The sequence below is a fragment of the Pseudomonas sp. NFPP28 genome (genome assembly GCF_900115535.1).
Classification (GTDB): Bacteria; Pseudomonadota; Gammaproteobacteria; order Pseudomonadales; family Pseudomonadaceae; genus Aquipseudomonas; species Aquipseudomonas extremorientalis.
The window spans coordinates 92,100-106,621 of the sequence record NZ_FOWT01000004.1; the positions used below are offsets into that span (position 1 = coordinate 92,100).

At 62.5% G+C, this 14,522-nt stretch carries 13 protein-coding genes and 1 riboswitch; of the genes, 3 read left to right on the plus strand and 10 right to left on the minus strand.

The genetic code is table 11. From position 1 onward, the window contains the following. Positions 1-23: 23 nt before the first annotated feature. The 6 genes from BM110_RS11895 to BM110_RS11920 all read right to left on the minus strand — a co-directional run bounded on the left by BM110_RS11895 (position 24) and on the right by BM110_RS11920 (position 5,734). The gene (locus BM110_RS11895; RefSeq protein WP_093121283.1) at positions 24-1,019 is read right to left on the minus strand and encodes an esterase-like activity of phytase family protein; all 996 of its coding nucleotides are present in this window, start codon (positions 1,017-1,019) and stop codon (positions 24-26) included. After that, a complete protein-coding gene (gene parE, locus BM110_RS11900) occupies positions 1,019-2,926 on the minus strand; it encodes a DNA topoisomerase IV subunit B (protein WP_071491693.1) in 1,908 nt (635 codons plus the stop codon). Before parE ends, BM110_RS11895 begins: the two co-directional genes overlap by 1 nt. 44 nt (positions 2,927-2,970) lie before the next feature. Then, positions 2,971-3,579, minus strand: a complete 609-nt coding sequence (locus BM110_RS11905; RefSeq protein ID WP_071491694.1) for a YqiA/YcfP family alpha/beta fold hydrolase — start codon at positions 3,577-3,579, stop codon at positions 2,971-2,973. A 184-nt stretch (positions 3,580-3,763) separates the two neighbouring features. Continuing rightward, complete coding sequence (gene cpdA / locus BM110_RS11910; protein WP_093513444.1) at positions 3,764-4,579, minus strand: 3',5'-cyclic-AMP phosphodiesterase; 816 nt, start codon at positions 4,577-4,579, stop codon at positions 3,764-3,766. A 97-nt stretch (positions 4,580-4,676) separates the two neighbouring features. Beyond that, on the minus strand, positions 4,677-5,126 hold the full coding sequence (locus BM110_RS11915; protein ID WP_012721893.1) for a DUF1249 domain-containing protein: 450 nt from the start codon (positions 5,124-5,126) through the stop codon (positions 4,677-4,679). Beyond that, positions 5,117-5,734 (minus strand): NUDIX domain-containing protein, encoded by a 618-nt coding sequence (locus tag BM110_RS11920; protein WP_058423483.1) that lies wholly within the window; start codon positions 5,732-5,734, stop codon positions 5,117-5,119. Before BM110_RS11920 ends, BM110_RS11915 begins: the two co-directional genes overlap by 10 nt. 193 nt (positions 5,735-5,927) lie before the next feature. Here BM110_RS11920 and BM110_RS11925 point away from each other — a divergent pair, with 193 nt between their 5' ends. Next, complete coding sequence (locus BM110_RS11925; RefSeq protein ID WP_092246590.1) at positions 5,928-6,665, plus strand: RsiV family protein; 738 nt, start codon at positions 5,928-5,930, stop codon at positions 6,663-6,665. Here the strand turns inward: BM110_RS11925 and cytX are convergent. Continuing rightward, positions 6,631-7,923: a putative hydroxymethylpyrimidine transporter CytX gene (gene cytX, locus BM110_RS11930; RefSeq protein ID WP_092246588.1), complete on the minus strand. Its 1,293-nt coding sequence runs from the start codon at positions 7,921-7,923 to the stop codon at positions 6,631-6,633. The genes BM110_RS11925 and cytX overlap by 35 nt on opposite strands. Positions 7,924-8,054: 131 nt before the next feature. Beyond that, entirely contained in the window at positions 8,055-9,944 is a 1,890-nt protein-coding gene (gene thiC / locus BM110_RS11935; protein WP_071492292.1) for a phosphomethylpyrimidine synthase ThiC, read from the minus strand. A gap of 144 nt (positions 9,945-10,088) precedes the next feature. Continuing rightward, positions 10,089-10,194, minus strand: a riboswitch (TPP riboswitch). A gap of 196 nt (positions 10,195-10,390) precedes the next feature. Between thiC and BM110_RS11940 the strand changes: the two genes are divergently transcribed. Next, positions 10,391-11,830, plus strand: a complete 1,440-nt coding sequence (locus BM110_RS11940) for a TolC family outer membrane protein (RefSeq protein ID WP_071492293.1) — start codon at positions 10,391-10,393, stop codon at positions 11,828-11,830. Positions 11,831-11,868: 38 nt separating this feature from the next. On the opposite strand, the gene waaA is transcribed toward BM110_RS11940, so the two are convergent. Further along, positions 11,869-13,146 carry a lipid IV(A) 3-deoxy-D-manno-octulosonic acid transferase gene (gene waaA / locus BM110_RS11945; protein ID WP_093513445.1) on the minus strand — a complete coding sequence of 426 codons (1,278 nt, stop codon included), beginning with the start codon at positions 13,144-13,146 and terminating at the stop codon, positions 11,869-11,871. Between the two features lie 23 nt (positions 13,147-13,169). Beyond that, a complete protein-coding gene (locus BM110_RS11950; protein ID WP_093513446.1) occupies positions 13,170-14,060 on the minus strand; it encodes a LysR family transcriptional regulator in 891 nt (296 codons plus the stop codon). 101 nt (positions 14,061-14,161) lie between these two features. On the opposite strand from BM110_RS11950, the gene BM110_RS11955 reads away from it, so the two are divergent. Then, the gene (locus BM110_RS11955; RefSeq protein WP_012721885.1) at positions 14,162-14,497 is read left to right on the plus strand and encodes a DMT family transporter; all 336 of its coding nucleotides are present in this window, start codon (positions 14,162-14,164) and stop codon (positions 14,495-14,497) included. Positions 14,498-14,522: the final 25 nt, after the last annotated feature.

The following is a 14,522-nucleotide window of genomic DNA, read 5'->3' on the forward strand; positions in this document are numbered from 1 at the left end:
GGTCAATTCAAAAAAGTGTTGGCTCATGGCTTGGCGCTCCAGCCACCGACAGGGGCGGCAAAACGATAGACCATGGGGCGTTTTTCACCATCGGCACGTGGGCCGAAATTGTTGTCCAGACCGATCCAGGCGCCATCGGCGTCCACCACCAACGCTTCGGCCAGGCCGTAGGGCTGATCGTATCGGCGTTGCGGCGTAAGCATCTCGGAAGCAAATGACCAGCATTGCTCGACAGCCCCTGTGACGGCATCGCGGCGGCACAGCTGGTATTGGCTGCTTTCGAGCGTGAACAATTTGCCCTGAAACAGCGCCACATCCGAAAAATTCCTGGCGACCGCCTTGGCCTTGGGCACCTGGGCAGGCTGCATCTCGGTGCCCGCCTCACTCAATAACACGCACGGGCCATCGCAGTCCCACAGGCTTTGCGGACGCTTGATGGAAATCAGGCCACGCCGTTCACGCTCAGCCGCCAGCCAGATCTGATTGCCTTCAGGGTTGATCGCCAAGCCTTCAAACAATGCATTGAAGTGCAGCAACAGGCCGCTGGCCCGGGCCTCACGCACCATGCCCGGCGCGATCCTCAACCAGTCCGGCGCCCCCGTAACCGGCACTTGCAGCACCGCCGCATGGGCTTCGCTGACAATGTAGCGGTTACCGGCGGCATCGCAGGTGATACCTTCAAAATCCAGGTCGCCACCGCGAATGAGCGAGGCTGCCTTGGTGCGCGAACGCAACCCCCAGGGCAAGCCGGACTCGGGCACCGGCGGCACGTCGATCTTCACGGTTTCGGCCTTCCAAGTCGTCTCGCTTGTATCCAGGCGGTAGATCTGGTCGTCGTCACGATCGGAAACCGTCCACAACTCGTTACCGCACAACGCCAGGCCCGACAGGTTGCCGCCGCGCATGCCGTCCACCGGGTGTTCGGACACCAACTTGAGCTCGGCCGCAGGCGCGGCAGCCACCTGGGCGGCCGCCAAACTGCTCAACATCAGGATCGCCAGGGCGAAACCTGTGCGCATCAGCCCAGAACCTCGGCCAGGTTGCCTTTGGATTCCAGCCAGGACTTGCGGTCCGGCGCGCGTTTCTTCGCCAGCAGCATGTCCATCATTTCCGAGGTGGCGGCGAAGTCGTCGCCCAGCGTCAACTGCACCAGGCGCCGGGTGTTCGGGTCCATGGTGGTTTCGCGCAGTTGCGGCGGGTTCATTTCACCCAGGCCTTTGAATCGCGTGACCTGTGGCTTGCCGCGCTTCTTCTCGGCCACCAGGCGGTCGAGGATGCCATCGCGCTCGGCTTCATCCAGGGCGTAGTAAATCTCTTTGCCCAGGTCGATCCGGTACAGCGGCGGCATGGCGACGTAGACGTGGCCGGCATCCACCAGCGGGCGGAAATGCTGGACGAACAGCGCGCACAACAGCGTGGCGATGTGCAGGCCGTCGGAGTCGGCGTCGGCGAGGATGCAGATCTTGCCGTAGCGCAACTGGCTCATGTCCGCCGCGCCCGGGTCTACCCCAATGGCCACGGCGATGTTGTGCACTTCCTGGCTGGCCAGGACTTCGCTGCCATCGACTTCCCAGGTGTTGAGGATCTTGCCGCGCAACGGCAGGATCGCCTGGAACTCCTTGTCCCGCGCTTGCTTGGCGGAACCGCCGGCGGAGTCACCTTCCACCAGGAACAGCTCGGAGCGCATCGGGTCCTGCCCGGCGCAATCGGCCAGTTTGCCGGGCAATGCCGGGCCCTGGGTGATGCGTTTGCGCTCGACCTTCTTGCTGGCCTTCAAGCGACGGCCGGCGTTGTTGATTGCCAGCTCAGCCAGGGCCAGGCCCAGTTCAGGGTGCTCATTGAGCCACAGGCTGAACGCATCCTTGACCACCCCAGAGACAAACGCCGCCGCTTCACGGGACGACAGGCGCTCTTTGGTCTGGCCGGAGAATTGCGGCTCCTGCATCTTCATCGACAGCACGAACGCAATGCGCTCCCACACGTCTTCCGGCGCCAGCTTCACCCCGCGTGGCAGCAGGCTGCGGTATTCGCAGAATTCGCGCATGGCATCGAGCAGGCCCTGGCGTAAGCCGTTGACGTGGGTGCCGCCCTGGGCCGTAGGGATCAGGTTGACGTAGCTTTCCTGCACGCTATCGCCGCCCTCGGGCAACCACAGCAGCGCCCAGTCCACGGCCTCTTTATTACCGGCCAGGCTGCCGCAGAACGGCTCGTTGGGCAGGCGCTCGAAGTCGCTGACGGAGTCTTCCAGGTACGAACGCAGGCCGTCTTCGTAATGCCACTCGACCTTCTCGCCGGTGCCTTTGTCTTCAAAGGTCACCAGCAGGCCCGGGCATAGCACGGCCTTGGCCTTGAGCACATGCTTGAGGCGGCTGATGGAGAATTTCGGCGAATCGAAGTATTTCGGGTCCGGCGCGAAGTACACGCTGGTGCCGGTGTTGCGCTTGCCAACGGTGCCGATCACTTCCAGGTCGGTGGCTTTGTAGCCATCGGCAAAGGTCATCTGGTACTCGTTGCCGTCGCGCTTGACCTTGACCCGCACCAGCGTGGACAGGGCGTTGACCACGGAAATACCCACACCGTGCAGGCCACCGGAAAACTGGTAGTTCTTGTTGGAGAACTTGCCACCCGCGTGGAGCTTGGTGAGGATCAGCTCGACGCCCGGCACCCCCTCTTCCGGGTGGATGTCCACCGGCATGCCGCGACCATCGTCGGACACTTCCAGGGAGTGGTCAGCGTGGAGAATGACATGCACCGACTTGGCGTGCCCGGCCAAGGCTTCGTCGACGCTGTTGTCGATGACTTCCTGGGCAAGGTGGTTCGGCCGACTGGTGTCGGTGTACATGCCGGGGCGTTTGCGCACCGGGTCGAGGCCCGAGAGGACTTCGATGGCGTCGGCGTTATAAGAGCTAGCGCTGGGAGTGGCCATGGGGTCTCGTCGTGAGTCGTTCGATTAAAAAATGACCTGCGACTTTACAGTGCAGCAAAGTCGAAGGATTGATACTGATCTGCGCCAATACCGGCAAAGCTCAAGATCGCCGGTAATTGCCGGGCGAAACCCTGGTAACCATGGTCGCCGCCGGCCTGGATGCGCAAGGCACAGGCCCGGTAATACTGCTGGGCGAGGCGATAATCCAGGGTTTCATCCCCGGTCTGCAACCACACCTGATACCGCGCGGCGTCCTGGGGCGCCGGGACTTCCAGTTCGGCCAGGGCCGTCACGTGGTCGTGGGTCAGCTCCCAGGTTTCATCGGTGTAGAGGTTCTTCTGGGTGCCCAGGTAACCGTCGAACATCCGATGGGGGCTGACCGCCGGGTTCACCAGCAATGCCTTGAGGCCATGGCGTTCGGCAAGATGGGTTGCATAGTAGCCGCCGAGTGAGCTGCCGACCAGCAGTGGCCGACCCAGTTCGGCAATCGCGGCTTCCAGTTGAGGAATCGCCTGACGGGGATGGTGATGCAGGGCCGGTACACGCAGTTGCCCGGCCAGGCCAAGGTTGTCCATCACGGTGATCAGCTGGCTGGCCTTGTTGGACGCCGGCGCGCTGTTAAAACCGTGGATATACAGGATCGAAGCGGACATGCCGGGCTCTCCATGACTCAGCCAAAGAGGCGCAGTTTACAGGGATCGAAGCCGTGTGTGATGACCTCAGCCCTCAATACACCGAAGATCCAATGTGGGAGTGGGCTTGCCCCCGATAGCGGAGTGTCAGGCACTGTTAGATGTGACTGATCCACCGCCATCGGGGGCAAGCCCCATCCCACAGTCAATAGCCGTTGCTGCCGTAGTCCACGGTAAATTCGAAGCCCTGGACACGCTCCACCCCGGTCTCCAACCGTCCGTCGGCGTGCAGGCGCAGCCAGCGGTAGCCCGGTGCCTGTTCACTGACCTTGAAATCCTCGCTGCCCGGCGCGAACTGGATGCAGGTGGACGGCGACGCCAGCAGGCGCACGCCGTTGCGCTCGTGGTCGATTTCCTGGTGCACATGCCCCCACAGTACCGCCCTCACCTGCGGGAAACGGTCGAGCACCGCAAACAGGGCCTCCGGGTTACGCAGGCCAATGGGTTCCATCCAGGCGCAACCGATGGACACCGGATGATGGTGGAAGCACACCAGATGGTGACGGTTCGGCGCTTCGCTCAGGGCCTGGGCGAGCAGTTGCAATTGGCTGTCCTGCAAGTAACCGGGCACAGAGCCGGGTACAGCGGAGTCCAGCAGGGTGACACGCCAATGGCCGATATCGACCACCGGTTCCAGCAAGTCGCTGTGCACGGCGGCGTGGGCCATGATCTGCGGCTCGTCGTGATTGCCAGGAATCCAGCGCGTCGGGGCGCCAATGGGCGCAGTCATATCGCGAAACTGCTGATACGACTCCAATGTGCCGTCCTGGGAAATATCCCCCGTAGCCAATAGCAGGTCGATCCGGGGCTGCTGCGCACGCACCAGCTCGATCACCCTTTGCAGGCTGTCACGGGTGTTCATGCCCAACAGCGTGCCATCGGCCTCGGCAAACAGGTGGCTGTCGGACAGTTGCACCAGCAAGGCCGGTGCATCGGGGCTCACGGTGGATACGCTCGGCAAGGCGCTCTCCCAAGGCAATCGCAGGAATGGACGTTTGGCGTGATTATGCTGGGGCAGGACACAAAGAGGAAACCCAGGAAGCGGACGCAGTTCACATCTACCGCACGGCTTCGAACTCATGGCCCAGGGCCAGGCAGTGGCTCAACCATTCACCGAGGAACACATTCAGTTGTGCTTTCTCGTCGGGCTGGTGCATGAACACGTTGGGGTAAGGATAGATGCTGCGAAAGCGCCGCGCATGTTCGGCGCTGATCACTTCGGCCATGCGTGCGTCGTGGTACACCTGCACTTCCAACTGCGGCACCGGCAGCCAAGGCAGGCTGTGCTCCTGGCGCACGCGCAGGGTGGTGGTGTACGGGCAGTTGACGATCACTTCCAAGGCCAGCACGCCGAGCATCTGGTCGCCATGGGTCACGCCGATACGCCGCGCCTCGGGGGCGTGACGCATGTCGGGGAGCAGGCGCATCAGCCGCGCATAGTTGGCCTCGCAGGCGGCTTGCAGCCCGATCAGGTCGACTCGATAACGTTCCCGTGCCTTTACTGCCATAACCCCCTCACTTCCGCGCGATTAAGCGCAAGCCACTGCAGGGCGATAATGCTGGCTGCGTTGGAAATTTTGCCGTCGCGCACCGCTTGCAGGGCATCTTCGAAGGCCCACACGGTGACGCGGATATCTTCAGCTTCTTCTTCCAATCCATGGACGCCCCCCGCACCCGAGCTGTCGCAACGGCCCAGGTACAAGTGGACAAATTCGGTACTGCCACCGGGCGACGGGAAATATTTGGTGATCGGCCACAGCGCGGAGAATGTCAGCCCAGCTTCCTCCTCGGCTTCGCGGTGTGCAACCTCCTCCGGCTCTTCATCCTTGTCGATCAGGCCGGCGACCATCTCTACCAGCCACGGGTTGTCGGTACGCCCCATGGCGCCGACGCGGAACTGCTCGATCAGCACCACTTCATCACGCTGCGGGTCGTAGGGCAGCACGCACACGGCATCATGACGAACAAAGACTTCGCGGTTGATCACCCGGCTCATGCCGCCATCGAACTTCTCGTGGCGCAGTTGCACGCGATCAAGCTTGTAGAAGCCCTGGTAGGCATTGTCGCGCTGAACAATCTCGATTGTGCTCGGCGTCGATTTTGCAAAATCCGTCATATCCCTTCCTCGTTGAGCCTGCGCAATTGGCGCCATCCTAACGCGCTCATGCCTCTGGATGCAGCCCCTTTCCAGTTGCCGGGATAGACGGCGGGCGTCAAACACACTCTAATCAGCTTAGTGGCGAACTGACTGCCGTGCTGGCAGTCGAAGCTCCACAAATTTCGCTCTTATCGATAGACGAAGGACTTACATGTCGCTTTTAAAAATCGCCTCCGTGGCCTGCATCGCATTGACCCTCGGCGCGTGCCAGAGCCTGTTCCAGCCGAGTTACAAAACCCCGGTGGAAGCCACCCGCGACGCCACCGAGCAAAGCAAGCCGGGCTGCGCCAGCGCCGATTGCCCGCTGGTGAATATCGACACCGTGCACTTTGCCAAGGAACCCAAGCTGGACGCATTGATTGAACAGCGCCTGCTGGAAATGACCCAAAGCGATCCCCTGCCGACGAGCCTGGAGACCTATCGCGAGCAATTCCTGAAAACCGCCGCTCCACGCAACAGCATGTACTTGCAGGCCAAGGTACGTGAACAGCATGACGGCTTGGTGATCATCGAATTGTCCAGCTACCTGGACCAGGGCGCCACCCACGGCGAGCCCGGCCGTGCGTTCATCAACTATTCGCGCCAGCGGCAAAAGGCCCTGACCCTGACCGACATGCTGCTGCCCGGCAAGGAAGATGCGTTCTGGAAAGCCGCCCAGGTGGCCCACAACAGCTGGCTGATCAGCACCCGCCTGAGCCTGGAGCCGGAGTATGTGAAGACCTACCCCTTCCAGAAAACCCCGAACGTGGCGCTGACCTATGGGGGCGTGATCCTCAAGTACCCTACCAACACCATCGCGCCGTACGCCCTGGGCCACGTCGAATTGCAGATACCCTATTCACGCCTGGACGGCATCATCCAGCCTGAGCTGGTGCCTGCACGCCGCTGAAGGCTTTAGCCAGAATTAACTGCAACAGCCCTGCCAGCACCAGCGCCGGCAGGGTCGCGCCGATGTCCGGATACAGATTGGCCAACAGGTGATACGTCGCGACGCCGCCCAGCCAAGCCAGCAGCGCCGGCCAACGCAGGTTGGCGACAGCACCCTGGCCACGACGACGCAGGATAAAGTGATCCACCAGCACCACGCCGAACAGCGGCGCGAACACCGAGCCGATCAGCAACAGGAAGTTCTGGTATTGGGCCAGTGGTGCAAAGCAGGCGATGAGCGTGCAGATCACGCCGATGGCCAACGCCAGGTGCTCCACCTTCAAGCGCAACAGCACGCCGCTGGAAACCGCCGCCGAGTGAATATCGGCAAAGGCATTTTCCGACTCATCCAGCAGGATCAGCAGCAGCGGAATCCCCAGGCCAGCCCCGGCCAGCGCCAGCAACAGCGCATTCACCTCACCGCTCGGCGCAAACGCCAGGGTGTAGGCCACGCCCAGGCTCATCAGCCAGAAATTACCGATAAAGAAACCCAGCGCCGTGCCGCCGAACACGTTTTTGGCGCGCTTGCCGAAGCGTGAGTAATCGGCAATCAGCGGCAGCCATGACAGCGGCATGGCAATCGCGATATCAACGCCCACCGCGAACGGCATCGAACTGTCACCGGCGTTGGCCCAGAGTGCGGCGAGGTCGGCTTTGGCGAACAGGTTCCAGGTCAGCCACAGGCAGGCGGCGAGCAGCAGCCAGATACCCCATTTGCGCAGGACCTGACGCACAAACGTCAGTGGACCGCTGACCGCCAGCAAGGTCGCCAGACCGCCGAAGAACAGGGTCCACAGCAATGGGCTGGCCAACAGGCTGCCGTCGCTGAATGCTCGCGCGCCCAACAGGCTCGCGGCGTCACGCATCACGATGATTTCGAACGAGCCCCAGCCGATCAGTTGCAGCAGGTTGAGCAACGCCGGCAGGCTGGCGCCCTTGGCACCCAGGCTGAGCTTGAGCGCGGCCATGGCGGACAGGCCGGTATCGCTGCCGATGACGCCGACGGCGGCCAGCAGCAGGACGCCGACCAGGGTGCCGAGGAAAATCGCCAGCAACGAACCGGACAAGCCCAGGCCCGGCGCCAGCAAGGCGCCGGTCTGCAGGACCATCAGGCCGATGCCGAGGGAGAACCACAGGGAGAACAGGTCGCGGGCGCCGAAGACTCTTTTGTCGCTCGGCACTGCGATATCGGGGGAGTAAGTACTCGGTTGAATGCTCAAGGGGGTTATCTCTGAGGAACATTTGTTGTTTGTCGGATCGCTATCGGGGGCAAGCCCCCTCCCACAATTTGTGTAATGTGGGAGGGGGGCTTGCCCCCGATAAGGCCGGTACAGGCGCCTACGATCTCGAATCAGACCTTTTTGTAGAGCTGACTGCCTTCCTGCTTGAACCGCTCCGCCTGCTCGGCCAGGCCCTTGGCCACATCCACGTCCACCGCTTCAATGCGCTGGTTGGCCGCGTACTCACGCACTTCCTGGGTGATCTTCATCGAGCAGAACTTCGGCCCGCACATCGAGCAGAAGTGCGCGACCTTGGCCGAGTCCTTCGGCAGGGTTTCGTCGTGATAGGAACGCGCGGTGTCGGGGTCAAGGCCAAGGTTGAACTGGTCTTCCCAGCGGAACTCGAAACGCGCCTTGCTCAAGGCGTTATCGCGGATCTGCGCGCCCGGATGACCTTTGGCGAGGTCCGCCGCGTGGGCGGCGATCTTGTAGGTGATGATCCCGGTCTTCACGTCATCCTTGTTCGGCAGGCCCAGGTGTTCCTTGGGCGTGACGTAGCAGAGCATGGCGCAACCGAACCAGCCGATCATCGCCGCGCCGATGCCGGAGGTGATGTGATCGTAGCCTGGCGCGATGTCGGTGGTCAGCGGGCCGAGGGTGTAGAACGGCGCTTCGTCGCAGCACTCGAGCTGCTTGTCCATGTTCTCCTTGATCAGCTGCATCGGTACGTGGCCAGGGCCTTCGATCATGGTTTGCACGTCGTGCTTCCAGGCGGTCTTGGTCAGTTCGCCCAAGGTTTCCAGCTCACCGAATTGCGCGGCGTCGTTGGCGTCGGCAATCGAACCCGGGCGCAGGCCATCGCCGAGGGAGAAGCTGACGTCGTAGGCCTTCATGATTTCGCAGATTTCGTCGAAGTGCGTGTAGGTGAAGTTCTCTTTGTGGTGCGCCAGGCACCACTTGGCCATGATCGAGCCGCCACGAGACACGATGCCGGTGACGCGCTTGGCGGTCAGCGGCACGTAGCGCAGCAACACGCCGGCGTGGATGGTGAAGTAGTCGACGCCCTGCTCGGCCTGTTCGATCAGGGTGTCGCGGAACAGCTCCCAGGTCAGGTCCTCGGCGGCGCCGCCGACTTTTTCCAGGGCCTGGTAGATCGGCACGGTGCCGATCGGCACCGGCGAATTGCGGATGATCCATTCGCGGGTTTCATGAATATGTTTGCCGGTGGACAGGTCCATCACCGTGTCCGAGCCCCAGCGAATGCCCCACGTCAGTTTGGCCACTTCTTCTTCGATGGACGAACCCAGGGCGCTGTTGCCGATGTTGCCGTTGATCTTCACCAGGAAGTTACGGCCGATGATCATCGGTTCCAGTTCGGTGTGGTTGATGTTGGCCGGGATGATCGCGCGGCCGCGGGCGATTTCTTCGCGCACGAATTCGGGGGTGATGATCTTCGGCACGCTGGCGCCAAAGCTGTGGCCGGCGTGCTGCTGGTCGAGCAGGCCACTGGCGCGGGCTTCTTCGAGCTTCATGTTTTCGCGGATGGCGACGTATTCCATCTCGGCGGTGATGATGCCTTTGCGCGCGTAGTGCATCTGGGTGACATTGGCGCCGGCCTTGGCACGACGCGGGTTCTTCACATGGGCGAAGCGCAACGCGGTCAACTCGGCGTCGCTGAGGCGCTGTTGGCCGAAGTGCGAGCTGAGGCCCGGCAGGCGCTCGGTGTCGCCACGCGCTTCGATCCACGGCGAGCGCACATCGCCCAGGCCTTTGCGCACATCGATGATCACGTTGGGGTCGGTGTAGGGGCCGGAGGTGTCATACACGGTAACCGGCGCGTTGATCTCACCGCCGAAATCGGTGGGGGTGACGTCCAGGCTGATTTGTCGCATCGGTACACGGATGTCCGGGCGAGTGCCTTCTACGTAGATCTTCTGCGAGCGGGTAAAGGGCTGCACGGAGCCGGAGTCGACTTTGGCCGACTCACTCAAATGCACGGTATTTTTTAATTTTGTAGTCATCACGGGCTCCAATATCCAGGCGGTGGATTATTGTCGGAGCGAACCTGTGACGGACGGACGCACTGGAACCAGTGCTGTGCTTGGCGCACGAGGCTGTTCGATTGTCGAACAACATCCCGGACGAAGCACAAGAGGACTCGCCGGGTGACGAGAAATCTTGTTCCCTACGCAGGCGCTAACCTGATCAGGTTCAACGGGATCCGGTATTTACCGATCTCAGCCTTCCAACAAGGCACCCCGACAAGAACGCGGCCAGTCTAGACCATGCCGTGGGCAAATTGCCAATGGCGGTGCATTCAGCGTGATGAATGGCGTGATTGCGGGATTGTTGCGCCGAGTCAGCACCACTACACTCGGTTGCCGCCACAATGCTTGACGCCAGGAATGGCCGGCCTTAGCCTTGGGCGCTAAATTATCATCGTAATATTCAAACTAGGGATCGCCTCATGCTGCGCAAACTTTCACTGGCTTTTGCCGTGTCTTGTGCGACCAACGGAATGGTCTGGGCAGCTGAAGCGCCCTTGTCCGCCAAAACCGACCTGGTCAGCGTCTACCAGGAAGCGGTGGACAACAACGCCGACCTGGCCGCCGCCCGTGCCCAGTACGGCGCGCAAAAGGAAGTGGTGCCCCAGGCCCGCGCCGGCCTGCTGCCGAACCTGACCGGCGGTGCCGATATCAACAACGTGCGCACCCAGATCGACACCCCGGCCGCCACCGCCAACCGCGATGCGCACTCCTGGCGCGCCACCCTGAGCCAGCCGCTGTTCCGTGCCGACCGCTGGTTCCAGCTGCAAGCCGCCGAGGCCACCAATGAGCAGGCGGCATTGCAACTGTCGGCCACCGAACAGAACCTGATCCTGCAAAGCGCCGAAAGCTATTTTGCCGTGCTGCGCGCCCAGGACAACCTGGCCTCGACCAAGGCCGAAGAAAACGCGTTCAAACGCCAGCTGGACCAGTCCAACGAGCGCTTTGACGTGGGCCTGTCGGACAAGACCGACGTGCTGCAATCCCAGGCCAGCTACGACACCGCCCGCGCCAACCGCATCCTGGCCCAGCGCCAGGTCGAGGATGCGTTCGAAGCGCTGATCACCCTGACCAACCGCCAGTACAACTCGATCCAGGGCATCGTCCACACGCTGCCGGTGCTGCCGCCGCTGCCGAACGACGCCAAGGCCTGGGTCGAAACCGCCGGCCGCCAGAACCTGAACCTGCTGGCCAGCAACTACGCGGTCACTGCCGCCGAAGAAACCCTCAAGCAGCGCAAGGCCGGTCACGCGCCAACCCTGGACGCCGTGGCGCAATATGAGAAAGGCGACAATGACGCCCTCGGTTTCAGCAACCCGAACGCCTTCGGCACCCCGTACCGGGGTGATGTGGAACAGCGCACCATTGGCCTGCGCCTGAGCATCCCGATCTACAGCGGCGGGCTGACCAGCTCGCAGGTGCGTGAGTCCTACTCGCGCCTGGGCCAGACCGAGCAGCAGCGCGAAGGCCTGCGCCGCCAGGTGGTGGAAAACACCCGCAACCTGCACCGCGCGGTGAACACCGACGTGGAGCAGGTACAGGCGCGCCGCCAGTCGATCATCTCCAACCAGAGCGCGGTGGAAGCCACGGAAATCGGCTATCAGGTGGGGACGCGCAATATCGTCGACGTGCTCGACTCACAGCGCCAGCTCTACGCGTCGGTGCGCAACTACAACAACAGCCGCTACGACTACATCCTCGACAACCTGCGCCTGAAGCAGGCGGCCGGCACCTTGAACCCGGGAGACCTGCAGGACCTGGCGCGCTACCTCAAGGCTGACTACAACCCGGACCGCGACTTCCTGCCGCCGGACCTGGCCAAGGCTGCCGCCGAGCAGCTCAAGGCCCGCCCCGGCAACTGAATCCACTGCCCCCCTCCCACATTGAGTCAGGTGCTGATTCAGTCAGCCAGCAGTCGACCCAGGCCATCCAGCAACCGCTTCAACGCGCCCTGGTTGGCCTGCATCACCTTGAGCCCCGCCTGCGCCATCTTGCGCGCATCCTGCGGCAGTTCGAACAACTGGCGCACGGCTTCGGCCAACCCTTCTGCGTCGTCCACCGCGCGCAACGCCCCGGCTTCACGCATCATCGCGGTGATTTCGAGGAAGTTGAACACATGTGGCCCCATGATCACCGGCAAGGCCAGCGCCGCCGGTTCCAGTGGGTTGTGCCCACCGGTCGCCACCAGGCTGCCGCCTACGAACGCGCTATCGGCCAAGGCGTAGAGAAACAGCAACTCGCCCATGGTGTCGCCGAGCAGTACCGACGTGTTCGCGGTGACGGGTTCGCCACTGGAGCGACGCACCGTGGCAAAACCCTGCTGCTCGCACAATGCGAACATCGGGCCGAAGCGCTCCTGATGGCGCGGCACCAGAATCAGCAGAGCGTTGGGGTAGCTGTCGAGCAGTCGGCGATGGGCGGCCAGCACCACCTCATCTTCACCTTCATGGGTACTCGCTGCGATCCACACCGGACGCTCGCTGGCACCCCATTGCGCGCGCAACGCGGCGGCGCGCACCGGCAACTGGGGGTCGATGGTCAGGTCGAACTTGATCGAGCCGGTGACTTCGACGGTTTCCGGCCGAGCCCCCAAATCCAGGAAGCGCTGCGCTTCGGCTTGCGTCTGCACAGCGAACAGGCTCATTTCGGCCAACATCGGCGCCGTCAGCCTGGCAAAGCGCCCATAGCCCTTGGCCGAACGCGCCGACAACCGCGCATTGGCCAATGCCACCGGAATCCCGCGCCGGACGCAGGCGTGGATATGATTGGGCCACAGCTCGGTTTCCATGATCACCGCGAGCTTGGGCTGTACACGATCAAGAAAACGCTTGGCCGCGCACGGCAAGTCATACGGCAAGTAGCAGTGCTGGATTCGCGGTTCATTGGCGAACAACGCCTGGATACGCTCGGAACCGGTCGGCGTCATGCAGGTGACGGTGATCGGCAGCGTCGGATAACGCTCCAGCAACCCGCGCACCATAGGCGCAGCGGCAATGCTTTCGCCCACCGACACGGCGTGCACCCAGATCCCACCCGGCCGCATCACCGGCAAGCCATAGGAGAAGCGCTCGCCGACGCGCTTGGCATAGGCCGGCGCCTTGCGCGCGCGCAGCCACAGACGTAAAGCCACCAAGGGCAGCGCCAGGTAAAACAGACAGCTGTAGAGAGTTCTATTCATGGCGGCGGAGTTTATCGGCTTTTTCAGTCGATCGCCTGCAAGCACTCGGCAAATCGTTTGGCCAGGAAGCGCGCTGCCGGCCCCAGATGTTCGTCGCGCCGCCAGACCAGCTCGACCACCAGGGCCGGCGGCGTCCATTCGCTGTCCAGTTCGACCATCTGTTGCTGGTAGGTCGGGTATTGCACGATATGCCGCGGCAACCAGGCCCAGCCCAGGCCACTCATCAGCCATTCGGCCAGCACGTAGAAACTGTCGGCGCGCCACACCAGCGGGCTGGCGGCTTCGCTGCCGGGGTAGACACTGGTCTGGGTCGACATCAGCAACTGGCGGAACTGCGCCAGGTGCTGGCACGTTACATAGGTTTCCTTGGCCAGCGGGTGATTCACACCGCACACCGTGACCATCTCCACGCTGCCGACCACGCGCCGCTCCAGGGCTTCTGGGATCTGGTCGTGATAGAACAGCAGGCCCAGGTCAGCCTTGCGCTCCACCAGCTTGCGCGCCACATCACCCTGGGCCGCGCTGGACAACTGTACCTCCAACAACGGGTACTGCCCGGCCAGTGCCTCAAGACTATCGAGCACTGGCTGGAACAGCATGGCTTCATCCTGGGCCAGGCGCAGGCAGGCCTCTTCACCACGGGTCAATGACAGTGCCCGGCCATTGAGTCGCTCGCACTGGCGCAGCACTTCGCGCGCTTCTTCCAGCAACACACTGCCGGCTTCGGTCAGCCGGGGCTGGCGGCCGCTGCTACGCTCGAACAGGCTGACGCCCAGGTCCGCCTCCAGCATGGCAATCCCATTGCTGACCGCCGATTGAGCCTTGCGCTGCTGGCGCGCCACCGCCGAAAACGAACGCTGCTCGGCGACGCTGACAAACAAACGCATCCGTTCCAGATCCCACTGTACGCTCATGGCTCAACCCATCTTTGATTCGGATAGGTAATGACTTTACCCCATCTGACATAACTCTAAAATGCCAGCCTTAACTGACCGCTTTATCCGAGGACTGCCCCATGAACGCCGCCTACTGCTATCTGGCTATCGCCATCTGCTCGGAAGTGATCGCCACCGTTTCCATGAAAGCCATCAAGGGCTGGAGCACGCCTATCCCACTGCTGCTGGTGATCGTCGGCTACGGCGTGGCGTTCTGGATGCTGACGCTGGTGGTGCGCACCGTGCCGGTGGGCGTGGCCTACGCGGTGTGGGCTGGAATGGGCATTGTGATGGTCAGCATCGCGGCGTTGTTCATCTACGGGCAGAAGCTGGATATCCCGGCGATGCTGGGGATGGGCCTGATTGTGCTGGGCGTGGTGGTGATCCAGCTGTTCTCGAAAACCGCCGGGCACTGACCACTCCTCAACAGCCTGTATACTG